The organism is Paenibacillus sp. KS-LC4, from assembly GCF_036894955.1.
GTDB lineage: Bacteria > Bacillota > Bacilli > Paenibacillales > Paenibacillaceae > Pristimantibacillus.
The window spans coordinates 5,568,785-5,592,500 of sequence record NZ_CP145905.1 but is presented as its reverse complement, the minus strand read 5'-3'; the positions used below and the strand labels follow the sequence as shown (position 1 = coordinate 5,592,500).

Genomic DNA, 23,716 nt, shown 5'->3' with positions numbered 1-23,716 from the left:
CGGTACCCATTTATGGGGCCATAGCTCAGCTGGGAGAGCGCCTGCCTTGCAAGCAGGAGGTCAGCGGTTCGATCCCGCTTGGCTCCACCAAAAAAGAAAATCGTTGTGTCTATTCTGAAGCTTGTCTTTAGAAGAGTTCAACAAACTTGCACCTTGAAAACTGGATAGCGAAAGCAAAGAATGAAACATCCTTTAGCGAGAAATATCGCAGGAAGTTGGAATGAGGTCTTGATCTTGTTTTACACTTGCTGCAAGCGAAAGTATGGTCGAATTAGATGGACTTTTGGTAGTTCTTCTCGATATCGGACAGGCAACTGTATGAGGAGAGTAGGAACGGACAACGGCCGGCTAATCGAGTATACTGTAGCATCTGGTTAAGCTAATAAGAGCGCACGGAGGATGCCTAGGCACTAGGAGCCGAAGAAGGACGTGGCGAACAACGATACTGCCTCGGGGAGCCGTAAGCAGGCTTTGATCCGGGGATTTCCGAATGGGGAAACCCAGCTGTCGTAATGGACAGTTACTCCTGATTGAATACATAGATCAGGTTGAGGCATACCAGGGGAACTGAAACATCTAAGTACCCTGAGGAAGAGAAAACAAAAGTGATTCCGTCAGTAGCGGCGAGCGAAAGCGGATTAGCCCAAACCAAGGAGCTTGCTCCTTGGGGTTGTAGGACGTCTCACATGGAGTTACAAAGGTGTGTATTAGGCGAAGAGGTCTGGAAAGGCCCGCTAGAAGAGGTAAAAGCCCTGTAGCCAAAAGTACACGCTCTCCGAGACGGATCCTGAGTACGGCGGGACACGTGAAACCCCGTCGGAATCCGGCAGGACCATCTGCCAAGGCTAAATACTCCCTAGTGACCGATAGTGAAGCAGTACCGTGAGGGAAAGGTGAAAAGCACCGCGGAAGCGGAGTGAAAAAGAACCTGAAACCGTGCGCTTACAAAAAGTCAGAGCCCGATCTATGGGTGATGGCGTGCCTTTTGTAGAATGAACCGGCGAGTTACGTTCACGTGCAAGGTTAAGTCGGGAAGACGGAGCCGCAGCGAAAGCGAGTCTGAATAGGGCGAATAAGTACGTGGTCGTAGACCCGAAACCGTGTGATCTACCCCTGTCCAGGGTGAAGGTGCGGTAACACGCACTGGAGGCCCGAACCCACGCACGTTGAAAAGTGCGGGGATGAGGTGGGGGTAGCGGAGAAATTCCAATCGAACTCGGAGATAGCTGGTTCTCCCCGAAATAGCTTTAGGGCTAGCCTCGAGGTATGAACGTCGTGGAGGTAGAGCACTGATTGGGTGCGGGGCCCGCCAAGGGTTACCAAGTCTAGTCAAACTCCGAATGCCATAGACGTGCTTCTCGGGAGTCAGACAGTGAGTGCTAAGATCCATTGTCAAGAGGGAAACAGCCCAGATCATCAGCTAAGGTCCCCAAGTGTGTGTTAAGTGGGAAAGGATGTGGAGTTGCAAAGACAACCAGGATGTTGGCTTAGAAGCAGCCACCATTTAAAGAGTGCGTAATAGCTCACTGGTCGAGTGACTCTGCGCCGAAAATGTAACGGGGCTAAACACACCACCGAAGCTATGACATGTACCGAATGGTACTTGGGTAGGGGAGCGTTGAATATAGGTTGAAGGTATACCGTAAGGAGTGCTGGACTGTATTCAAGTGAGAATGCCGGTATGAGTAACGAAAAGACAAGTGAGAATCTTGTCCGCCGAAAGCCTAAGGGTTCCTGAGGAAGGCTCGTCCACTCAGGGTAAGTCGGGACCTAACGCGAGGCCGAAAGGCGTAGTGGAAGGACAACAGGTTCAAATTCCTGTACCACCGTAAACCGTTATGAGCAATGGGATGACGCAGAAGGGCAGTGACGCGGACTGATGGAATAGTCCGTCCAAGCAGTGAGGCTGATGAGTAGGCAAATCCGCTCATCGTAAGGCTGGGCTGTGATGGGGAGCGAAAATTACAGTAGCGAAGGTCATGCACTCCGGCTGCCGAGAAAAGTCTCTAGCCAGGTGAAGGTGCCCGTACCGCAAACCGACACAGGTAGGCGAGCAGAGCATGCTAAGGCGCGCGGAAGAACTCTCGTTAAGGAACTCGGCAAAATGACCCCGTAACTTCGGGAGAAGGGGTACCTCGGTAGGGTGAATAGCCCGAGGGGGTCGCAGTGAAAAGGCCCAAGCGACTGTTTAGCAAAAACACAGGTCTGTGCGAAGCCGTAAGGCGAAGTATACGGGCTGACGCCTGCCCGGTGCTGGAAGGTTAAGGGGAGCGGTTAGGGGTAACCCGAAGCTGTGAACCGAAGCCCCAGTAAACGGCGGCCGTAACTATAACGGTCCTAAGGTAGCGAAATTCCTTGTCAGGTAAATTCTGACCCGCACGAATGGCGTAACGACTTGGGCGCTGTCTCAACGAGAGATCCGGTGAAATTTTAATACCTGTGAAGATGCAGGTTACCCGCGACAAGACGGAAAGACCCCATGGAGCTTTACTGTAACTTGATATTGAACTTTGGTACGATCTGTACAGGATAGGTGGGAGCCATTGAAGCATGAGCGCCAGCTTGTGTGGAGGCGACGTTGGGATACCACCCTGATCGTATCGGAGTTCTAACCTAGGACCATGAAACTGGTTCGGGGACCGTGTCAGGTGGACAGTTTGACTGGGGCGGTCGCCTCCTAAAATGTAACGGAGGCGCCCAAAGGTTCCCTCAGAATGGTTGGAAATCATTCGGAGAGTGCAAAGGCATAAGGGAGCTTGACTGCGAGACCAACAAGTCGAGCAGGGACGAAAGTCGGGCTTAGTGATCCGGTGGTACCGAATGGAAGGGCCATCGCTCAACGGATAAAAGCTACCCTGGGGATAACAGGCTTATCTCCCCCAAGAGTCCACATCGACGGGGAGGTTTGGCACCTCGATGTCGGCTCATCGCATCCTGGGGCTGAAGTAGGTCCCAAGGGTTGGGCTGTTCGCCCATTAAAGCGGTACGCGAGCTGGGTTCAGAACGTCGTGAGACAGTTCGGTCCCTATCTGTCGCGGGCGCAGGAAATTTGAGAGGAGCTGTCCTTAGTACGAGAGGACCGGGATGGACGTACCGCTGGTGTACCAGTTGTTCCGCCAGGAGCACCGCTGGGTAGCCAAGTACGGACGGGATAAGCGCTGAAAGCATCTAAGCGCGAAGCCCCCCTCAAGATGAGATTTCCCAATTTAGTAAGACCCCTTGAAGACGACGAGGTTGATAGGTTCGGGGTGGAAGCGCAGCAATGCGTGCAGCTGACGAATACTAATCGGTCGAGGGCTTATCCTAACAAATACGCTAAAGTTTCAGAGCTTGTCTTTCGCATCCAGTTTTCAAGGCGCAACTCAATCGTAGCGTCTTTACCGATGGATCTTTTCGAAGGTCTTTCAACTGCTGAATATTCCCTGATAGCTCAGTTGGTAGAGCACTCGACTGTTAATCGAGTTGTCACAGGTTCGAGTCCTGTTCGGGGAGCCATATGCTCTCATAGCTCAGTAGGTAGAGTGCATCCATGGTAAGGATGAGGTCACCGGTTCGATCCCGGTTGAGAGCTCCAGCTTTATACGTGAGGCCCGTTGGTCAAGGGGTTAAGACACCTCCCTTTCACGGAGGTAACAGGGGTTCGAATCCCCTACGGGTCACCATCTATTGGGGATTAGCCAAGCGGTAAGGCAACGGACTTTGACTCCGTCATTCTCAGGTTCGATCCCTGAATCCCCAGCCATTCATGAGTCATTAGCTCAGCTGGTAGAGCACCTGACTTTTAATCAGGGTGTCGTAGGTTCGAATCCTACATGACTCACCATTTTTCTTATAGCTTTACCCATGCGCGTGTGGCGGAATTGGCAGACGCACCAGACTTAGGATCTGGCGTTTCACGACGTGGGGGTTCAAGTCCCTCCACGCGCACCACTTAATTAAACTCAACTCCTTTTATCTGAAAATGATAAGAGGAGTTTTTTGATGTCCAATTTATTAAAACCCCTCCGCCAATTAGTCCAGTAAAACCCGCCTGATTTTCCATGTTGCAGATTAGTAGGATTGTGTATAATGGCATAGCAATGAGAATTACTATCAATGAAGAAACAGAAAAGGGTGGGTTCAGTGGTAAATGAAACAAAGAAATACACGATTAGGTTGGCTGCGCTGCTTATAGGGTGTCTGATCGTTCTCGCAGGCTGTGGAGCGGCGGCAAATTCAAGTTCGGAATCAACAGCATCTCCAGTACAACAAACGACTGCAACGGCTGAGCAAGAGCAGACTGGCAATTCTAATACCCGCGTAGTCACTGATTCATATGGTGAGAAAGAAATTCCGGCTAATCCCCAGCGTATTTTTTCAGTGAGTGCTACTACGCCATTGCTGGCACTAGGCATTACGCCGATTGGCGGCTTGAATTATGAAATTACACCGGATTACTATTTGAATAGCTATAAAGATCAAATCACCATTGCTGGAGATTATCCGATTAATTATGAGTCGGTTTTGGAATTAAAGCCGGATCTTATAATTGCATCTTCCTTTGTCGAAGCAGACGTAGTTGATCAACTGAGCAAGATTGCACCTACAGTCATTTATCCATGGGAAGTAAATTTGTATGAGCAGCTAAAATTTATAGCCGGCATTGTAGGAAAAGAGGCAGTGGCCGAGCAATGGATTAAGCAGCATGAAGAGAAAGCGGCTAAATACAAGGAGGAAATTAAACAGTATGTTGAGCCGGGGGAGACGGTTGCTGCTATTCAAATTTTTAAAGACTCCTTTCAGGTAGCTGGAAATCGTAATATGGGGCATGTCCTTTATGATTTGCTGGGGCTTAAACCGCTGCCGTCGATTCAGAAGCAAATGGATGAAAGCGAAGACTATTTCGTTTATACCGATTCGCTATCCCTTGAAAAACTGCCGGAGTATGATGCTGACCGACTGATCGTCAAAGTAGACATTACACAGCCGGGTTCCGAGCAATTTTTCGAGGAAATGCAGCAATCGGCAATATGGAAAAGTCTTTCCGCTGTGAAAAATGGCAAAGTTTATATCGTGCCGCATGAAAAATGGTGGTCCTATACTTTGTTCTCAACAGATGCTCTACTGGATGAAACGATGCAGCTATTCAAAAAATAAATGAAGTGCGGACAAGAAGGCTTTCCTGATTCGACAGGAAAGCTTTTGTTATAAATAGCTTTTTTTATAAATATAGGACAGGATAAGGTGTATTCATCCTTTCGCTATATTTCTACGCGAAACGGAAGCTATACCGCCAGAGGAAGGTGTCAGCCGTTTACGCTCGGACTTTTTTCCGCTACAATAAAATGATAGCTTTTCTGAGAATGGTTATCATAATGGAGGGGAGCAAGGGGAGATGGCGGATAAGGGTGAACACATAGATGATTTGCAGCTCCGCTGGGTTCAGATTAGCAAAGGTTTTTTGACTGGAGGAACGCCAGCGTTGTCTCAGAACGCTAAGGTACACACGTTATGGACCATCATGCAAGGAACGGCAACGGTGATGCTTCATGGGCAGCCTATTAAGCTTCAGCCAGGCATATGTATGCTGTTCGAGCCCGAAACAACAATAGAGGTCGATAAAGCAGGAGATGGACGGCTTCAGTATTATTCACTTGAATTTGAAGCAGCATCTGCCGGCGATGCAGAAGATGGGAGAGAGCTGCTCTCCTTCGCCGCTGGTCGCCCCTGCTTCATTAAGCCATTTGCACCATTAATGGACGTATTGGATTCACTGTTTGATTTACGAGCGGCTGTATGCGGGATGGCACGATTTAAGCGCAATATTTTGCTGCAGGAGGCCATTTATTTAGTTGCCGCGGCCGCGGCAGACTCTAAGCACTTGAAGGAAGGGGAGCATGTCGTAACGCAAACGATTTTGTATATGAAGGAAAACTATAAAGCTAAAATGACCTTGCAGGAGCTCGCAGATTTTGCGGGTATCGGCATACGTCAGTATACTCATATGTTTAGGCAGTTGACGGGAACAAGCCCGATGGATTATTTGGGCAAGCTGCGTATAGAACGGGCCAAGAAGCTGCTGCTGGCGCCTTCGAATGATATGGTCACAGTAGCCAGTCATGTTGGCTTTAAGGATGAATTTTATTTTAGCCGAAAGTTTAAGCAGCATGTAGGGATATCTCCTCGGGTATATGTGCAAACGAGAGAACCACGGGTTATTGGCCTGCTTTATACGTCGCATTTGCTGGCGCTTGGTCATGTGCCTGTAGGTGCGCCCGATTACCATCTGTTCGAAAATTATTATGTGCGTGAGCATGTAAGAGCCATGACGCCTTTCAAATGGGAGCCCTGTGATATGGAGGCTGTTCGCGCGATGAAGCCTGATTTGATATTGGGCTATGAGCATATGCGCTCTGAGGAGCAGGAGCAGCTCAGCGAGTTGGCCGAGGTGATTGCTATTGATTGGCATAACCAGGATGTTTATGGGCAGCTGCGACAAATTTCAGCAGTTGTAGGCAAGCAGAGACAGGAGCGAGAATGGATGGAGCGGCATTTGGCTAAAGCGGATCAAGCGAGGCTGCGTATCGAGCGTCAGCTTGGCGGCACGGAGACATGCGCCGTGCTCGTCATGGAGCGTAATACGTTCAGAGTAGTGGGCAGCCGCAATATGGGGCATGTTTTTTTTCGCTTGCTAGGCCTCAATCCCCATCCACTTGTGAAGCAGCATATGGAGGCGGGAGCGCCGTTTATTTTTTCCGAGCCTAAACCGTATGATGATCTGTCAAAATACGACGCGGATCGGCTCATATTAATGATTAATCCGAAGGAGCAAGGGGCTCCAGAAGCGTTTAACCAGCTGAAAATGTCCGAACGATGGCGAAATCTTGCGGCAGTACGCGGTGGCAGAATGCATATTGTTCCTTTCAACAAATGGTGGGTGTATTCGCCGCTTGCGATTGATGGTCAGCTTGATGAAGCGGTTGCTTTTTTGCAAAAGGAAGATGTAAGTTAATAAGTGAAACTATATAAGAAAAGAGCTGATCGCAATGTGGCCTGAAACGATAGACGTACTGCTTAATCACCGCTCTATACGGAAATTCAAATCGAACCCGATTCCACAGCCGACACTGGCAAAAATAATAGAGGCGGGGCAGCAGGCCTCAACCTCCAGCAGCATGCAGTGCTTCACCGTAATCAACGTAAGTGACCCGGCTAAGCGAAAAAAGCTGGCTGAGCTTTCCGGCAATCAGGCCTATGTTGAGGAGTGCCCCGTATTTCTCGTCTGGTGCGCCGATTTGTACCGTTATGAGCAGGCAGCTAAGCAGCATTATGAGGGCGAGCTTACGAGCACGGTTGAAAATTTTATTGTAGCAACGGTCGATACTGCGCTGGCTGCTCAAAATGCAGCAATCGCAGCGGAATCGCTTGGCTATGGGATTGTATATATTGGCGGTATCCGCAACCATCCACAGGAGGTTTCGGAGCTTTTAGAATTGCCAGAGCATGTGTACCCCGTATTCGGGATGTGCATGGGAGAGCCGGATCAAGCGCCGCTAACGCGTCCAAGACTGCCACAGCAGGCGATTTTGCATGAAAATAGCTATGATCAGGATGCGGTGGAAAGCGGTATCCGGCAGTACGACGAGACGATTAGGGCGTATATGCTGGAGCGCTCGGAAGGCAAGCTGAATACGAGCTGGTCAGAATCCATGGCGGCCAAAATCAATCACCCCCGTCTGCATATGGGCGATTTTCTCCGCAGCAAAGGCTTCTTGCAAAAATAAGAAGCCTTTTTTGGCTGTACAGAGGCCAAACAATATGCGTAGCCGCAACAATTGCTTTATTTTCATTGACATTATACGTGAGAACGATTATCATTAAATATTGAATGATACTGATAATAGTTATCAAGTTTGATAAATGATATGTCGTAAGTTTTTAAAATTTAAGTTTCACACTTATAATGGGCTTATATTTCAACGCGAAACGGTAGCTTTGCCGCCAGAGGACAGCGACAGCCGTTTACGCTTGTATAAAAAAATAAGCAAAAATCCGTATAAGCGGGCATCGGAAGGAGCGTGCATGTCACATGATTCGCCTAACAACATCGAATCTCGACATTGGTTATGATGAACGGTTAATCGTTCAAGATCTGAATATCGCTATCCCACAAGGAAAAATTACTGCGTTGGTGGGGTCTAACGGTTCGGGTAAATCGACGATTTTGAAAACAATGGCTCGTCTGATGAATCCATCGGCAGGCAGCGTATTGCTCGATGGGAAGTCGATTCATAAGCAAGCGACGAAAGAAGTGGCGAAGCAGCTGGCTATTTTGCCGCAAAATCCGACTGCTCCAGACGGACTGACCGTGTTTGAGCTTGTATCATATGGGCGTTTTCCGTATCAGAAGGGCTTTGGCTCTGTAAGTAAGGATGACCGTAAAATTATTCAATGGGCCATTGAAGCGACGGGAATGGTAGATTTTGCAGACCGTCCAGTCGATCAGCTGTCAGGCGGTCAACGCCAGCGTGCTTGGATTGCGATGTCATTGGCACAGGAAACGGATATTTTATTTTTGGATGAGCCAACCACTTTCCTTGATATGGCGCATCAGCTTGAAGTATTGCATCTGCTTGAGAAGCTTAACGAGGTTAATAAGCGCACGGTTGTTATGGTTGTCCATGACTTGAACCACGCTTCGCGTTATGCGCACCATATGATTGCTATCAAAAAAGGCAGTGTCGTTGGTGAAGGCTCGCCGCAAAAGGTTATGACACCGGAAATTTTGCGCGAGGTGTTTAACATTGAGGCTGATATTATGCCTGATCCGCGTACCGGTGTTCCGCTGTGCATGCCTTATGCGCTCGCTGGTGAGTCGGCTGCATCCAAAGTTATGCCTAGTAAGAAGCCGGCATTAGCTGGAGTTGTATAGTCAGTCATCAAACCGTGCTTGCAGGAGCACGGTTTGATTTGTATGTGACGGCGACAAGCAAAGGGAAGGCCATAAACCCGAAAAAAGTTTTTTTAGAAAAAGATTAAATAACAGTTGCATTTCCCTTTTCAACATGATATATTATTACTTGTCGCCACGATGAAATGTTTAAGAAGTGCAGGCGGAAATATAATGCGGACGTAGCTCAGTGGTAGAGCATCGCCTTGCCAAGGCGAGGGTCGCGAGTTCGAATCTCGTCGTCCGCTCCATATTGTGTGCCCTTAGCTCAGCTGGATAGAGCGTTTGACTACGAATCAAAAGGTCAGGAGTTCGAATCTCTTAGGGCACGCCATTTCTTTACAACACAATTAACTGTCGGGACGTAGCTCAGCTTGGTAGAGCACCTGGTTTGGGACCAGGGGGTCGCATGTTCAAATCGTGTCGTCCCGACCATGTTTGCGGGTGTAGTTCAATGGTAGAACTTTAGCCTTCCAAGCTAATAGCGTGGGTTCGATTCCCATCACCCGCTTAATCTGTACGAAGTATACAAAAAAAGCCTTGCAGCCTGCAAGGCTTTTTTTGTATACATTTTTAAAGGATAATGGAGTGAAGGACAAAGGAGGCTTGGGAGGAATGAAGCAGAACAAGTATGATGAGTCCTCTTTTTTTGCGAATTATAGCCAGATGGCTCGGTCTACTGGAGGACTAGATGAGGCTGGTGAATGGTCGTTCTTTCGCAAAATGCTGCCAAAGCTAGAGGGTGCTAGCGTGCTTGACCTCGGCTGCGGTTTCGGATGGCATTGCAGATATGTGCGGGAGCAGCAGGCCCGTTCGGTTATAGGTGTCGATCTTTCAAGCAACATGCTGGCTCGGGCAAGGGAAATGACGGATGATGAGCAGATTGAATACCGCCAGCAGGCGATAGAGGATATCCATTTTTCCGCCAGTGAGTTCGATATTGTCATAAGCTCGCTTGCCCTGCATTATGTAGAGTCATTGGGGGACCTCTTCCGTAAAGTTCATCATTGTTTGACACCAGGCGGCGCTTTTGTCTTTTCAGTGGAGCATCCGGTATTCACCGCACTTGCTGGGCAGGACTGGCACTATGGCGCTGAGGGGGAAAAGCTGCACTGGCCGCTCGATAATTATCATCGGGAGGACCTTCGGCAGTCTAGATTTTTGGAGCATGATGTCGTCAAATACCATCGTACGATTTCGACTTATATTAATGCTCTTATTGAGTCGGGGTTTGAGCTTAAGCAGCTTTCAGAGCTGAAGCCGACCGATGAGCTGCTCGGCAGCCATTCGGCTTGGCAGGAGGAAATGCGCCGTCCGATGTTTCTGTTAGTTTCAGCAGAGAAGAAATAAGACGGCAAAGGAGGTAGGATGATGGTAGATTTATTCAGCCCCTATACCTTGAAAGGCTTGCAGCTTAAAAATCGTGTCGTAATGCCGCCTATGTGCCAATATTCCGTAACGAACAAGGATGGCATAGCAAATGAATGGCATTATAACCATTATGTGAGCCGGGCAGTAGGTGGTACGGGATTGATCATTTTGGAAATGACAGATGTAGATCCGGACGGGCGTATTACAGATTATGATTTAGGCTTATGGTCTGATGAGCAAATTCCGGCGTTGAAGCGCATTATTGATGAATGTCATGCTCATGGTGCTAAAATCGGTGTGCAACTTGCGCATGCTGGGCGAAAAGCGAAGGATGCGGCGGTGCCTGTAGCCCCATCACCGATAGCCTTTGATACGAGCTTTAAGATCCCTCGCGAGCTCTCTACTCCTGAAGTGAAGGAGATTGTGGAGAAGTTCGGGCATGCGGTGCGAAGAGCGGTAGAAGCGGGCTTCGACACGATTGAGCTGCATGGTGCACATGGTTATCTCATTCATCAATTCCATTCGCCGCTGACGAATAAACGAATGGATAAATATGGGGAGCATTTGACGAGGTTCGGAGTTGAAGTCATTCAAGCGGCCAAAAGCGAAATGCCGGCAGATATGCCGCTCATCATGCGTATATCCGCAATTGAATATGTTCAAGGCGGGTATGGCTTGGAGCAAAGCTTGGCGTTTAGCGCTGCGTATCAAGCGGCTGGCGTAGATATTTTGCACATCAGCTCTGGTGGAGAAGGCGGATTTCCCTCTGTAGGGCGACTGGGCGAGCATGAGGGCTATCAGGTGCGTTTGGCGAGAGAAATCAAGCAACAATTACATATTCCAGTTATTGCTGTAGGTAGGCTGGATGAACCCGTTCTGGCTAATGAAGTTGTTGCCAATGAAGAGGCTGATCTAGTTGCAGTTGGCCGTGGCATGCTGAAAAATCCATATTGGACAATAGGCGCTTCAGAAGCATTGGGCAAAAGGACAGCGATTCCCCGCCAGTATATTCGTGCTTATCGGAGATAACAATATATATGATGATATATAATGGGAAGGTAATTCAGGTTTGAAATGAGCGAAGATTTGATGGAGTGGCGTTTGATAACAAGGAGGAGCTCTGTAAGCATCAGCAGAGCTCCTTAGCTTTATGTAAGCCTAGTACCTGTTTAATCCCCGTGAGAAAAGCTAAAGAAGCTTTAAAGTGATTGAAAGTGCACTAAAAAGACTGGACGTTACCAGAAGGATGTAAGCGTACTTATTATTTTTAAAGTAAGTCAAGAAAATGGCTAATACCGCAAGGATTACAGATGGAAAATATAAAACAACCGCCGCCTTCATAAATTTGTTTGTTTCGAAGGGGATAAGATTTTGAATGAAAATTAAACAAAGACTCAATGCTATTATTGCTATTTGAGTAGAACTCAGTTTTGTATAGCTTCCCTTTCTTCTTACAATAAAGACGACTGTAAAGGAAATAACAACCACTAGCATGATGAAGGTGAAAAATAATCCGACCATTGCTTCCTCCCTCTTAATTTAGCATTGAGAAGTAATAGACCAAGGAAATCCATACCAACGTTTTACTTTTACACCACACCCATATGCGCTCGCTATTGTGACAACACCGGCTGCAAATCCGGTTAAGGCAGCGGCAACAGCAAATCCAAGCGCTACAGGAGGAAATACGACAGTTGCGATGATACCAGCAATAGTTGCTACGCTAGCTGTAACTGCAAGTGCCCCAAGAATCTGATTCGTGCCGCAGCTATCTATTTTAACTTCTTCTGATAAAATTCCTTGTCCCCAATCATTTTCGCCGTTACAGGAACTAGTGGCTCTTTGTAGAGACTGATTTGATTGGTATTCTTTAATATTTTTAAAATCGTTATCTATTCCCAAAATAATATCCTCATTAACAACGCTTGCATTCAAGGCACCCACTTTATCAAACACTACATATCCTTCTTCAGTTATCGAGAAAAAATCTTGTAATAAAGAAGCTGTTTTTAAACCTTCTTTTACTTGTTCTTCGCTTTGACCAGTTATTTCGGAGATTTGTTTGATAGCTTCGCTTTCAGTTTGCTCAGAGCTTGTAGATGATACATTGTTAGGATTTGCACTTACAGGGGTAACAAGTGATAGTAGTAACGATAAACAAAGTAGGGCTGATAAAATATTTTTCATTCACATACCTCTTTCTGATTATTATGGTGGACTATTGATCGACCATCTAATACAAATTTTGTCACAAATAAACAAATTAGTCAATGGTGAATAAAATAGAAATAGTACTGATAATGTAAAAAAATCTTTTATTTGAGTTGTTGATGTTTGAAAGTCTCTATGAAAACGCCTTGGTTTTTAGGTTTGAGGTTCGAGCATGACTGGATAATAGTCGGGGCTTCAACCATGAAGGATTTTGTAGTATAGTGTAAGATAGTTAAAATGAGTCCGTTAACGGGCACGCTACAGGAGGATTTCAGTATGTCGGAACAAGCTGCAACGAATTTATCGGCAAGCCGCCAGCAAGCGAACAATTTGCTGCGCAGGGATGTTCGGTTTCTAGGCAACATACTCGGCGAAGTGCTCGTCCACCAGGGCGGTAAGGAATTGCTTGAAATTGTGGAGCAAATCCGTGAAACAAGCAAATCGTTGCGAGCGGAATATATTCCGGAGCTATTCGCGCAATTCAAGACGACCGTGTCGTCATTGAGCCCGGAAATTAGGCACCAGGTTATTCGTGCCTTTGCGATTTATTTTCAACTGGTTAACATTGCTGAACAAAATCACCGCATTCGCCGCAAGCGCGATTATGAGCGTTCCACTGGGGAAGGCGTTCAACGCGGCTCCATTGAGAGTGCTGTAGCGGAACTTAAGGAACGTCAAATCGCAGTTGAAGATGTACAGCAAATGCTGAATGGCATTTCGCTGGAGCTTGTTATGACCGCACATCCAACGGAAGCGACACGCAGAGCGGTGCTTGATATTCACAAGCGTATTGCCGAAGATGTGATGGAGCTTGATAATCCAACGCTGACCTACCGTGAGCGTGAGAAGCTTCGCGAGAAGCTGCTGAATGAAGTGCTTATTTTGTGGCAAAGCGATGAGCTTCGCGACCGTAAGCCTACGGTTATCGACGAAGTTCGCAACGGTTTGTATTATTTTGATGAAACGCTGTTTGAGGTGCTGCCTGCTGTTTACGAAGAGCTTGAGCGCTGCCTTGAGAAATATTATCCGGGTGAAAAATGGCATGCGCCAGATTTTCTCCGTTTTGGCTCGTGGATTGGCGGCGACCGTGACGGCAACCCTTCCGTAACCGCTAAGGTGACTTGGGAAGCGCTGACGATGCACCGCCTGCTAGCCATTCGCAAGTATGAAGAAACGCTGAATGAGCTAATGGGCCATCTCAGCTTTAGTACGAATATTGTGGAAGTGTCGGATGAATTGATTGAATCAATTCGCCGCGACCGCGAGCAGGTTGAGCTGAAATGCGTAGAGCTGTGGCGCAACACGAAGGAGCCTTACCGGATCAAGCTTGGTTTTATGCTGGAGAAGCTCGCCAATACGCGCAATGAGGCGCTCAAAGGCTCGGCTATGCGCTATAACAGCCCTCAAGAGCTGCTGGAGGATTTGAAAATTATTGACCGCAGCTTGCGTAATCACTTCGCGGATTATGTAGCAGACACGCATATTGGCAAGCTGGTTCGTCAGGTTGAGCTGTTCGGCTTCCATCTGATGACGCTGGATATTCGCCAGCACAGCAAAGAGCATGAAAATGCAATGGCTGAAATTTTGGCGAAAATGAACATTACACCAGATTATGCAGGTTTGAATGAGGATGAAAAGGTTGAGCTGCTGCATCGCCTGCTGAATGATCCTCGTCCGCTCACGTCGAGCCACTTGGATTATACGGATGCAACGCGTGAATGCCTCGATGTGTACCATACGGCTTACCGTGCGAAGCAAGAGTTTGGCCCCAACTGCATTTCCAGCTATCTGATCAGTATGACGCAGGGCGCCAGCGATATGCTGGAGGTTATGGTCTTCTCGAAGGAGGTTGGCTTGTTCCGTCAAGATCGCGACGGCACGGTTCACTGCTCTGTTCAATCGGTGCCGCTGTTCGAGACAATCGACGACCTTCATGCGGCTCCAGCTATTATGAAGCAGTTGTTCGAGCTGCCGATTTACCGTCAAGCCGTTGCGGCTCGCGGCGATCTGCATGAAATTATGCTAGGTTACTCCGACAGCAATAAAGATGGCGGAGCAGTTACAGCGAACTGGGAGCTGCGTGTAGCTCTTAAGGAAATTACAGCAGCGGCGAACGAATATGACATTAAGCTGAAGTTCTTCCACGGACGCGGAGGAGCACTTGGTCGCGGTGGAATGCCGCTGAACCGCAGTATTTTGGCACAGCCGCCGCATACGGTTGGCGGCGGCATCAAAATTACCGAGCAAGGCGAAGTGCTTTCCTCGCGTTATTCGATGCAGGGCATCGCTTACCGCAGCTTGGAGCAGGCGACTTGGGCGCTTATTACAGCAGCGCGTTTGGCTAAATATCCGGAGCAGGGTCAGGTGGCCGAGCCGGAGTGGGAAGAAATCGCCTGTTCGATTTCTGAGACAGCGCTGGAGAAATATCAGGATTTGATTTTCCGCGATCCGGATTTCCTTACGTACTTTAAGGAATCGACACCGCTGCCGGAGGTTGGCGAGCTGAACATCGGCTCCCGTCCGTCCAAACGGAAAAACAGCGACCGCTTTGAAGACCTGCGTGCGATTCCATGGGTATTCGCATGGACGCAAAGCCGTTATCTGCTGCCAGCCTGGTATGCAGCCGGCACAGCGCTCCAGCAATATGTAGATGGAAGCGAAGAGCGTCTGCAAACGCTAAAAACGATGTATGAGCATTTCCCATTCTTCCGCTCTTTGATCGACAACTTGCAGATGGCACTGGCGAAAGCCGATCTTATTATTGCGAAGGAATATGCGGGCATGATTTCCGATGAGGCTATTCGCGATCGTATTTTCCAGCAAATTGAGTCGGAGTATACGCTGACTTCGCAAATGATTTTGAGTATTACAGGCCAAACGGAAATTTTGGATAATGTACCTGTTATCCAAGAGTCGATTCGCCTCCGTAATCCATACGTCGATCCGCTGAGCTACATGCAGGTTCAGCTTCTGACTGAGCTCCGCGAGCTGCGGGCGAAGGACGAGGATGATCCAGAGCTGCTTCGTGAAGTGTTGCTTACAATTAACGGAATTGCTGCTGGTCTGAGAAACACGGGCTAATACGAATCCGGAGCTTAATAATAAATAAGTAAATGCACGCCAGATTGTGGCGTGAATAGGAAAGCCAAGCAGGGCAGCTATTGCCTCGCTTGGCTTTTTTGCGTTGCAAAAGGCGGGGCAAGCGGCGGCAGTGGCCCTTAATATGCACTTGTAAAGCTTTGTAGCACGATATATGGTCGGGTTTCAAAGGTTTTATGTTGCTTTAAATTTCACTTAAGTTTGATTTAAGGTGCATCCTGCATGATATATACATAGAAGGCAAACGAAATGACCGAAGCAATCGAGCGCACAGGATCGAATCGTAATTTTCCTAATACTTAGCCTAAGTGATGCATTTTACTCGGTAAAACTTGAAGGAGGCAATCAAGATGAGCGAGGACAACCAATATAGAGGAACAAATAACAGCTTGAATGGACAGGGAGATGATCGTATGGAGGATCAAGTAAATGGCAAAGGACAAGGAAATGAACAAGCGGACATGAACACGGCCGGATTGAGCGATAGCAAAGACGGACAGGCGAATGCAGCCGGCAAGTACGGGAGCGAGCAGGTTTTCAAAACGGTTTATGGTTATGAGGATGCTGCTGCGCCAGGGCAAGAGGCGTCAGCGAATGCGGTTGTGGAGGCAAACAGCAGCCGGACAACGCAGCAGCAACCTGATCCATTGTCAGAATTGGCAGCATCGGTATCGCAGCAGGAAACAGCTGCAGGCCAAGAGGCTGCAAAACAGACGACCCCGCTTGTTGCTTCCTATATCTATGAGGCGGAGCGATCCCCTTCGAGTTTGCGCCATTCGTATGAGAAGCAGCTGGGTGAGCTGCAGACGATGACGGATAAAGGGCAAAGCAGCGCAGGCAGGAGCGGGGACGAGGCTTCCTCCAAGCTGGCGAGGCGTTCGCCGTTGAAGTCTATTTTCGCCGCGTTTCTGGCAGGGGCTGTCGTCATCGGCGGTTTTATGTATACGGCAGATCGCAGCAATTTGTTTACAGGCGGCGTAGCTACAGTGAACGCGACAAACGGCAGCGTTGTGAGCAATGGCAGCGAGAACAGCGCAGGCTTGAAAACAGCCGCCAACTCGGTGGACAGCCAAATATCCAGCATTTATGCTGCGGCATCTCCAGCGGTCGTCAAAATTGAAAACTACGGTCAGGCAACGCGCTCAAGCGGACGAGGCTCGGACTACTGGCAGTTTTTTGGCCAGTTGGCCCCGCAAAGCGGCCAGCAGCAGCCAAATGCAGGCTCGGATGACCAAAACAGTACAGATGATTCCAATTTGCAGCTTACCGGCTCTGGAACGGGATTTATATTCCAGTCCGATGGCTACATTTTAACCAATGAGCATGTCATTAGCGGGGCTTCGCAAGTGAAGGTAACTGTAGAAGGCTATGATGAACCGTTTGTAGCCAAGGTTGTGGGCTCCAGCGCTGATTTGGATTTGGCTGTTCTGAAAATTACCGGAACGACTGCATTCCCGACGCTGTCGCTGGGAGACTCCGATAGCACAGCCATCGGCGACTGGGTTATCGCCATCGGCAATCCATATGGCTTCGACCACACGATGACGGTTGGTGTGCTAAGCGCGAAAGAACGCCCAATTTCTGTACAAGATGAAGCTGGAGGCACGAAGGAATATAAACATTTGCTTCAGACCGATGCGTCCATTAACCCAGGCAACTCAGGAGGCCCGTTGCTGAATACGAGCGGACAGGTCATTGGCATTAATACGGCGGTAAGCGCGGAGGCGCAAGGTATTGGTTTTGCTATTCCATCTAGTGAAATTCAAAGCGTGCTTCAAAAGCTGATGACAAATTCCTTATAATATTTTTCATATAAAAGGGCAGGAAACGCTTGTGCGGTAAAATTCGCATTTGCAGCGAGCCCGGCAGGAGCAGCATCAAGCGAAAAGCTTGAGAGCTGCTTTTTTGCCATAGATAGTGGAAAACGTATATAATAATTCAAATAAGGCTGCGGTGTTGTTCGGACTGAAACGCGCTGCGCCGCCAAAGGATGGCGATAGCCGGTTCACCTTGCGTAATTATCTTGCTTTTTAAGCTAATGTGGATTACGCTTTTCTATAGAGATTAAAGGCAGAGGACGCGGCAGGAGTTATATTTGTTTTAGTAGGTATTGCTGATTCATAATAGCACTCGCGGCAACAATCCGTTCAAACGGAAAGTTTGGAGGAGTAGAAGTGAATGTATTGGAAGCCCGCCTTGCAAAATTATCGTTAAAAGGCGACCAGCGGGCATTTGCTGAGCTCGTAGGGCTCTATCAGGACAAGCTTTTTCACATGGCGTACCGCATGCTGAGCAACCGTCAAGAGGCGGAGGATGTCGTGCAGGAAGCGTTCATGCGAGTGTATAGAAATTTAGAGCGTTACGATGAAACCTTGAAATTTTCCACCTGGATTTATCGGATTGCGACGAATCTTTGTATCGACAAGCTGCGCAAGCGCAAGCCTGTGTATTCACTCGATGCGGAATCGACGGATCACGAGGGTCTCGATGGTTATTCAATGATTCCTAGCGACAATCGAACGCCTGAATCGGAGACACTGCTGTCAGAGACACAGCGCATTATCCATCAGGCGATTGATTCGCTTCCACCGAAATACAAGACGGTGATGATGCTGCGTTACATTGAGGATTTATCGCTTCAAGAAATTAGCGAGGTCATGGACATCCCTGTAACGACAATTAAAACGAGGGTACATAGGGGACGGGAATTTCTGCGGAAGAAGCTGGAGCACAAGCTATAAAAAAGAGCTGAAGGCTCGTCGCGAAATTTTGAAACACTTTCGAATTTATTACGTATCCTATAGATGTAGTAGAGCGTTAACGTGAGCAAAAGAAAGAAAGGACTGGCTGCTATGGAATGCAAAGTCGCCATCGGAATGATGCACGACTATTTTGACGGTGATCTGACCAAACAAGGTATGATGGATTTAAAGGGGCATATGAGTACTTGTCCCGCTTGCCTCGCTCGGTTCGAACAGCTGGAGAAGACGGAAGCGATGACCTTTTCCGCCTTGGAGCATGCCGCAGTGGTCCCGCATTACGATATACAGTCTTCCGAGAAGCTTACGCAGCTTATTCTGGACCAAATACCGAAGCCGCAGGCGAAGACACGTCCGCTGTATTTGCGTTTGCTTTACAAGTACCCGGGCGTAACGGTCGCAGCGATTTTTGTATTGGTTATGCTGGGCAGCTTCGTCTCGATGTGGGGACATGATACGAAGCTGGTAGTATCGGGCGAGGATCTGCATCAGGTCGTTATTGACGGCAACACGGTTACAATTCCAGAAGGTGTGCATATTAAAGGAAATTTGATCGTTGAAAATGGCATGGCTGATGTAAGAGGCGAAATTGATGGCAATGTAACGGTTATTGACGGTTCCTTGAATCTTGCCTCGACCGGTTATATTGCCGGACAAAGCCGGACCATTGATCAGGCACTGGATTGGTTCTGGTATAAGGTGACGACGACTATCAGCGGATTGGCCTCTTAGGTGGCTGCCTTCCTGACGGGAAGGCAGTTTTTTTTCACCTTGAATAGAGGAGTTTCCACACCCAATATAGAAAATAATAAAGTTGTAATTCAAAATACATGCGATACGTGCTCGGTTGTTTGGGGGTTCATACATGAGTTACTTTGCAGATTTGACTTGGCAGAACGGCATCAAGGATGTCATTGACATCGGGATCGTCAGCTATATTATTTACAAAATCATTTTGCTTGTACAAGGGACTAGGGCGGTTCAGCTCTTGAAAGGAATCCTTGTGCTTATTGCTGTATGGGCAATTAGCACGTGGTTCAATTTATATACGCTCAAATGGGTTATGAACCAAATGTTCACCTTTGGCGTCGTTTCGGTGCTCATCATTTTTCAGCCTGAGCTTAGGCGGGTGCTGGAGCAGTTGGGACGCGGGAAGCTGTTCGTCAGCTCGTCCTATATGGATAAAGATGTGGTCAATGAGCAAATTGATGAAGTGATGAAGGCTGTTCAGTTTATGGCGAACCGCAAAATCGGCGCGCTTATCGTTTTTGAACGGACGACCGGCGTTAATGAACTGATTGAATCAGGTGTGCAGATGGAGTCGCGAATAACCTCCGAGCTGCTGAACAATATTTTTACGCCAAATACGCCGCTGCATGATGGAGCGGTTATTATTCGGGGTAATCAAATTATGGCGGCCGGCTGCTATTTGCCGCTGTCTGAAAATCCTTTTATTAGCAAGGAGCTAGGTACTCGCCATCGTGCGGCAATCGGCGTCAGCGAGGTTAGCGATGCGATATCGGTTGTGGTGTCGGAAGAAACAGGACAAGTTTCCTTGGCGCTCAATGGCATGATTGTACGTGATATTAAAGAAGAATCGTTAATTTCGAAGCTGTTCGAGGAGCTGACTCCAAAGACGAATGGACGCACGAAGGAACGCTCTGCGTTCGCGTTCTGGAAGCGGAAAGGAGGCCAGGATGGATAAATGGCTTAGTCATCCGACAGCGATCAAAATTATTTCCATCGTCATTGCGCTGCTGCTGTGGGCCGTCGTGCATTTCGATCCGGAATCGACTCCTGCTGCGGTGACCTCCAATACGGACAAAAAAATTATTGAGGCCGCGCAAATTATTCCAACCGGGCTGGATGAGTCCAAATATTCGCTCGTGCAGATGGAGCCGACCGTCGTAAGAATTATGGTGGAGGGCCGCCGTTCCAAGCTGCTGACCGCCAAAGACGAGGATTATATTATTTCTGTCGATTTATCCGAACTCGGAGTAGGCGAGCATGTTGTGCCGTTAACGTATACGATGCCGAGCGGCGTCACCTTGCTGGAAATTTCACAGCGCACTGTGAAGGTAGATATTGAGGAAATTCAGACGAGGTCCTTTGATCTCGGGCTGAAAACTTCAGGCACGCCTTCAAGCGGCTATATTGTCGGCACACCAACATTGGTGGGCAAAGAGACAGACGCATCCGTTAAAGTGACCCTTCCGAAGGATGAAATGGAATATGTCGGTTCGGTTAGCGCGACCGTTAGTGTGGAAGGCGCCAAATCGACAGTTGAGGATAAAAAGGCGAGTGTTGTGGTCTATGATACGGAAGGCAAGGTGATGGAGCATGCCATTACCAATCCGAAGAGCGTTGATGTGGAGGTTCCCATCACGCCGCCAATCAAGATGGTTCCGCTCCAAATCAGCTATACGGGCAGCTTGCCGGAAGGTTTAAGCATTGCTTCGATTAAACCGGAAATCGACAAGGTTGCCGTTTATGCGGATCAGAAAACGCTTGATGCCCTCGAAGTATATAATGGGGTGACTATTGATCTTGGAGCTGTGGAGCAGTCGGGAACAGTGAAGGCAAAGGTAACGAAGCTGGATGGCATCGTGCTCGTTGAGCCCGCTGAAATTAATGTTGAGGTTAATGTCGTCGCATGGGAGTCGCTCACTTTGACGAGAGCGATTCAAATAACGAACGTTGGCGAGGGTCTGTTCGCCGAAATCAGCAAGCCGCAGAGCGGCGAGGCGAGCCTGAATATTCATGGTGCGCCAGATGTGCTATCGGCGATAAGCGATAAGGATTTGCAGCTGACAGCTGATGTGCAGGGGCTAAAGGCAGGCACGCACACGATCAAGCTGAAGACAACGGTGCCGCGTTTTGTGACCGTAACAAATGAAGAAGCGGCATTTAGCGCTACAGTAGTTATTGGCGAGAAGTCTGATCCGGTAACGGTAGACCCGGATGCTAGCGGTGGCACGACCGAGCCAGAGCCGAGTCCGACGCCAGAGCCATCGGCGACGCCGGATAGCGGGGAGAGTACACCTAGCACTGGAGCGGGAAACGATGGCGGCAATGATGGAGCTGAAGCTACGAATGCTGGCGGCGGCGACCCGAGCAATGGCAGCGCCACAAATGCAAATGGCTAATGTAATGTAAGGAGCAGCAACAAATATTTGGCTGGCTCAGCCAATATCGACATCATAAAAGGGGCTAGAACGATAATGGGGAAATATTTTGGTACAGATGGCGTGCGCGGTGTTGCGAATCAGGAACTGACGCCAGAGCTTGCTTATAAAATTGGTCGCTGCGGCGGGTTTGTATTGACGGGAGAGGCAGATAAGCCAGTCGTCGTTATTGGACGGGATACGCGTATTTCCGGCCCTATGCTGGAATCGGCGCTCATTGCTGGTTTGCTGTCCATCGGCGCGAGCGTCGTTCGTCTAGGCGTTGTATCTACGCCAGCAGTAGCCTATATTACGCGTGAGCTCAAGGCGGATGCGGGTGTAATGATTTCCGCTTCACATAATCCGGTGGAGGACAATGGCATTAAGTTTTTCGCGGGCGACGGCTTCAAGCTGTCGGATGAGACGGAAATTCGCATTGAGCAGTTAATTGATGCGGAGCAGGATGAACTGCCGCGCCCTGTAGGCGGCGACATTGGCACTGTAACCGATGATGACTTGGCGAAGAAGCGTTATCTGGACTTTTTGAAAACGACGATTACAGGCGGCTTCAGCGGCCTTAAAATCGTGCTCGACTGCGCTAACGGCTCCGCCTATGAGCTGGCGCCTGCTGTATTCCGCGAGCTTGGCGCGGAAATCATTACGGTGGGGGCAGAGCCGGATGGCCGCAATATTAATGCGGGCGTCGGATCTACGCATCCGGAATATTTGCGTGAGCAGGTGCTGGCGCATAAAGCGGATCTGGGATTATCCTTTGACGGCGATGCCGATCGCCTGATCGCCATTGATGATCAAGGCGAAGAGGTCGATGGCGATTATATTTTGTGCATCATTGGCGATGCGATGAAGCAGGCTGGAAAGCTGAAGCATGACACGGTCGTTACGACGGTTATGGCGAACATCGGCTTCTTCAAGGCTGCGGGGCAGCTAGGCCTGCAAACCGCACAAACCGCTGTTGGCGACCGCTACGTGATGGAAGAAATGCGTCGCGGCGGCTTCAATCTGGGCGGCGAGCAGTCCGGCCATGTTATTTTTCTAGATTATATTACGACGGGTGACGGCATTCTGACCGCTTTGCAACTGGTCGATACGATTAAGGCTTCCGGTCGCAAGCTCAGCGAGCTGAAAACCATTATGCGCAAGTTCCCGCAAGTGCTCGTTAATGTGCGCGTAGAGGACAAGAGCAAATACTTGGGCAACCAGGCGATTGAAGCAGCAGCGGAAGAAGTATCCCGTGAGCTTGGCGATAACGGCCGTGTGCTGGTTCGTCCATCCGGTACGGAATCGCTAATTCGCGTTATGGCAGAAGGCCCGGACAAGGCTCAGGTTGAAGCATATGTTGCAAAAATTGTTGATGTGGTGAAAAAAGAACTCGGTTAAGCATTAATGGGCTGAGTATTTAGCGGCAGCAATAATAAACGTCGGTAATGTTAAGCGATATAAAAGATTGGTGTTCTAAATGATTAATGCCGCTTGTATTCGGCCATTGAATCTCTGCTTGTGCGCTAAAGCTTCAGCACAGGCTGAGAGGATTGGCGGAATGCCGGCGGCTAGGCACCGATACACTTTTTGAGACATAGAATGAAGCAGGCAGTGGAGGCAATCGGTGGGTATAGCTGCAATTGAATGGATATGAGCCCGATCTTGTTGCATAATTGCCTGAAAGTGAATACAATAGAGATTATGATTTCATTCCAGAAGGAAAGTGAGGGTCGAGGTTATACGGCAACATAAGCGCCAGAGCTTGCGTGATGATTTGTTTCGATGCTCTATGTAACCGATCAATGGACTGTATAATGGATGTGCGGACAGTTGGCAACGGTTATGGAGAAGCAGGCGGGGCAATCATACGGGAAGCTGACGAGGTGGAGGTGTTCGAAATGTTCGGCGGGGGCCTCCCGGTTATAGCATGCCAACCGAAAGCTGAGACGCAAAATGTTTGGGCGACCATTCATACAAACGTTCAGCAGGCATCAACAGACGAAATAATTGAACTTTTATTCCCGTATGTCTATGGTGCCGCCTGTGGGGCTGGTACGGGCAGAGGGTTACACAACTTCTTTGGACAAAAGCAAAAGCTGAATTTGTGACAACCGAATAGCGCCTGTGCCGCATATTGGCAGGCATCCGTCATAAGGGCATTATACCTATAACGGAGGTCTATT

Annotated in this window: 15 protein-coding genes, 11 tRNA genes and 1 rRNA gene; 26 read left to right on the top strand and 1 reads right to left on the bottom strand. The window is 48.7% G+C overall.

Annotation, left to right across the window (positions count from 1 at the left end):
* Positions 1-14 precede the first annotated feature (14 nt).
* From V5J77_RS23620 to V5J77_RS23535, 18 genes are all read left to right on the top strand, one after another.
* Positions 15-90: transfer RNA gene (locus V5J77_RS23620), tRNA-Ala, on the top strand.
* Positions 91-372: 282 nt separating this feature from the next.
* Positions 373-3,306, top strand: a 23S ribosomal RNA gene (locus V5J77_RS23615).
* 113 nt (positions 3,307-3,419) lie between these two features.
* Positions 3,420-3,495 (top strand) — tRNA-Asn (locus tag V5J77_RS23610).
* Positions 3,496-3,498: 3 nt separating this feature from the next.
* A tRNA-Thr gene (locus V5J77_RS23605) sits at positions 3,499-3,574 on the top strand.
* Positions 3,575-3,587: 13 nt separating this feature from the next.
* Positions 3,588-3,662: transfer RNA gene (locus V5J77_RS23600), tRNA-Glu, on the top strand.
* Between the two features lie 5 nt (positions 3,663-3,667).
* A tRNA-Gln gene (locus tag V5J77_RS23595) sits at positions 3,668-3,742 on the top strand.
* A gap of 5 nt (positions 3,743-3,747) precedes the next feature.
* Positions 3,748-3,823, top strand: a tRNA-Lys gene (locus V5J77_RS23590).
* Between the two features lie 22 nt (positions 3,824-3,845).
* A tRNA-Leu gene (locus V5J77_RS23585) sits at positions 3,846-3,930 on the top strand.
* Between the two features lie 192 nt (positions 3,931-4,122).
* Positions 4,123-5,136, top strand: a complete 1,014-nt coding sequence (locus V5J77_RS23580) for an ABC transporter substrate-binding protein (RefSeq protein WP_338553269.1) — start codon at positions 4,123-4,125, stop codon at positions 5,134-5,136.
* 238 nt (positions 5,137-5,374) lie between these two features.
* The gene (locus tag V5J77_RS23575; RefSeq protein ID WP_338553268.1) at positions 5,375-6,991 is read left to right on the top strand and encodes a helix-turn-helix domain-containing protein; all 1,617 of its coding nucleotides are present in this window, start codon (positions 5,375-5,377) and stop codon (positions 6,989-6,991) included.
* Between the two features lie 34 nt (positions 6,992-7,025).
* Positions 7,026-7,763, top strand: coding sequence for an oxygen-insensitive NADPH nitroreductase (nfsA, locus tag V5J77_RS23570; RefSeq protein ID WP_338553267.1), 738 nt, complete (start codon positions 7,026-7,028; stop codon positions 7,761-7,763).
* 305 nt (positions 7,764-8,068) lie between these two features.
* Complete coding sequence (locus V5J77_RS23565) at positions 8,069-8,911, top strand: ABC transporter ATP-binding protein (RefSeq protein WP_338553266.1); 843 nt, start codon at positions 8,069-8,071, stop codon at positions 8,909-8,911.
* Between the two features lie 194 nt (positions 8,912-9,105).
* Positions 9,106-9,180: transfer RNA gene (locus V5J77_RS23560), tRNA-Gly, on the top strand.
* Positions 9,181-9,186: 6 nt separating this feature from the next.
* Positions 9,187-9,263 (top strand) — tRNA-Arg (locus V5J77_RS23555).
* 24 nt (positions 9,264-9,287) lie between these two features.
* Positions 9,288-9,364, top strand: a tRNA-Pro gene (locus V5J77_RS23550).
* Positions 9,365-9,369: 5 nt separating this feature from the next.
* Positions 9,370-9,440: transfer RNA gene (locus V5J77_RS23545), tRNA-Gly, on the top strand.
* A gap of 104 nt (positions 9,441-9,544) precedes the next feature.
* Positions 9,545-10,279, top strand: coding sequence for a methyltransferase domain-containing protein (locus V5J77_RS23540; RefSeq protein WP_338553265.1), 735 nt, complete (start codon positions 9,545-9,547; stop codon positions 10,277-10,279).
* Positions 10,280-10,300: 21 nt separating this feature from the next.
* A complete protein-coding gene (locus tag V5J77_RS23535) occupies positions 10,301-11,329 on the top strand; it encodes an NADH:flavin oxidoreductase/NADH oxidase (protein WP_338557027.1) in 1,029 nt (342 codons plus the stop codon).
* A gap of 510 nt (positions 11,330-11,839) precedes the next feature.
* Here V5J77_RS23535 and V5J77_RS23530 read toward each other — a convergent pair.
* On the bottom strand, positions 11,840-12,487 hold the full coding sequence (locus tag V5J77_RS23530) for a hypothetical protein (RefSeq protein ID WP_338553264.1): 648 nt from the start codon (positions 12,485-12,487) through the stop codon (positions 11,840-11,842).
* A 300-nt stretch (positions 12,488-12,787) separates the two neighbouring features.
* Here V5J77_RS23530 and ppc point away from each other — a divergent pair, with 300 nt between their 5' ends.
* The 8 genes from ppc (at position 12,788) to V5J77_RS23490 (ending at position 23,641) form a co-directional block, all read left to right on the top strand.
* Complete coding sequence (gene ppc / locus V5J77_RS23525) at positions 12,788-15,592, top strand: phosphoenolpyruvate carboxylase (protein ID WP_338553263.1); 2,805 nt, start codon at positions 12,788-12,790, stop codon at positions 15,590-15,592.
* Positions 15,593-15,960: 368 nt separating this feature from the next.
* Positions 15,961-17,412, top strand: a complete 1,452-nt coding sequence (locus V5J77_RS23520; RefSeq protein WP_338553262.1) for a trypsin-like peptidase domain-containing protein — start codon at positions 15,961-15,963, stop codon at positions 17,410-17,412.
* Between the two features lie 372 nt (positions 17,413-17,784).
* Positions 17,785-18,351: an RNA polymerase sigma factor SigW gene (gene sigW, locus V5J77_RS23515; protein ID WP_338553261.1), complete on the top strand. Its 567-nt coding sequence runs from the start codon at positions 17,785-17,787 to the stop codon at positions 18,349-18,351.
* A gap of 81 nt (positions 18,352-18,432) precedes the next feature.
* The gene (locus tag V5J77_RS23510) at positions 18,433-19,101 is read left to right on the top strand and encodes a zf-HC2 domain-containing protein (RefSeq protein ID WP_338553260.1); all 669 of its coding nucleotides are present in this window, start codon (positions 18,433-18,435) and stop codon (positions 19,099-19,101) included.
* Between the two features lie 133 nt (positions 19,102-19,234).
* Entirely contained in the window at positions 19,235-20,074 is an 840-nt protein-coding gene (gene cdaA, locus V5J77_RS23505; protein ID WP_338553259.1) for a diadenylate cyclase CdaA, read from the top strand.
* Positions 20,067-21,515 (top strand): CdaR family protein, encoded by a 1,449-nt coding sequence (locus V5J77_RS23500; RefSeq protein WP_338553258.1) that lies wholly within the window; start codon positions 20,067-20,069, stop codon positions 21,513-21,515. The genes cdaA and V5J77_RS23500 overlap by 8 nt, the downstream gene beginning before the upstream one ends.
* A gap of 75 nt (positions 21,516-21,590) precedes the next feature.
* A complete protein-coding gene (glmM, locus tag V5J77_RS23495) occupies positions 21,591-22,931 on the top strand; it encodes a phosphoglucosamine mutase (protein WP_338553257.1) in 1,341 nt (446 codons plus the stop codon).
* A gap of 416 nt (positions 22,932-23,347) precedes the next feature.
* Positions 23,348-23,641 carry a hypothetical protein gene (locus V5J77_RS23490; protein WP_338553256.1) on the top strand — a complete coding sequence of 98 codons (294 nt, stop codon included), beginning with the start codon at positions 23,348-23,350 and terminating at the stop codon, positions 23,639-23,641.
* Positions 23,642-23,716: the final 75 nt, after the last annotated feature.

Excerpts from the sequence above, each read along its gene's own strand:
- V5J77_RS23575 (WP_338553268.1), top strand. The coding sequence starts at position 5,375 with ATGGCGGATAAGGGTGAACACATAGATGATTTGCAGCTCCGCTGGGTT.
- nfsA (WP_338553267.1), top strand. The coding sequence starts at position 7,026 with ATGTGGCCTGAAACGATAGACGTACTGCTTAATCACCGCTCTATACGG.
- V5J77_RS23565 (WP_338553266.1), top strand. The coding sequence starts at position 8,069 with ATGATTCGCCTAACAACATCGAATCTCGACATTGGTTATGATGAACGG.
- V5J77_RS23540 (WP_338553265.1), top strand. The coding sequence starts at position 9,545 with ATGAAGCAGAACAAGTATGATGAGTCCTCTTTTTTTGCGAATTATAGC.
- V5J77_RS23535 (WP_338557027.1), top strand. The coding sequence starts at position 10,301 with ATGGTAGATTTATTCAGCCCCTATACCTTGAAAGGCTTGCAGCTTAAA.
- V5J77_RS23530 (WP_338553264.1), bottom strand. The coding sequence starts at position 12,487 with ATGAAAAATATTTTATCAGCCCTACTTTGTTTATCGTTACTACTATCA.
- ppc (WP_338553263.1), top strand. The coding sequence starts at position 12,788 with ATGTCGGAACAAGCTGCAACGAATTTATCGGCAAGCCGCCAGCAAGCG.
- V5J77_RS23520 (WP_338553262.1), top strand. The coding sequence starts at position 15,961 with ATGAGCGAGGACAACCAATATAGAGGAACAAATAACAGCTTGAATGGA.
- cdaA (WP_338553259.1), top strand. The coding sequence starts at position 19,235 with ATGAGTTACTTTGCAGATTTGACTTGGCAGAACGGCATCAAGGATGTC.
- V5J77_RS23500 (WP_338553258.1), top strand. The coding sequence starts at position 20,067 with ATGGATAAATGGCTTAGTCATCCGACAGCGATCAAAATTATTTCCATC.
- glmM (WP_338553257.1), top strand. The coding sequence starts at position 21,591 with ATGGGGAAATATTTTGGTACAGATGGCGTGCGCGGTGTTGCGAATCAG.
- V5J77_RS23490 (WP_338553256.1), top strand. The coding sequence starts at position 23,348 with ATGGATGTGCGGACAGTTGGCAACGGTTATGGAGAAGCAGGCGGGGCA.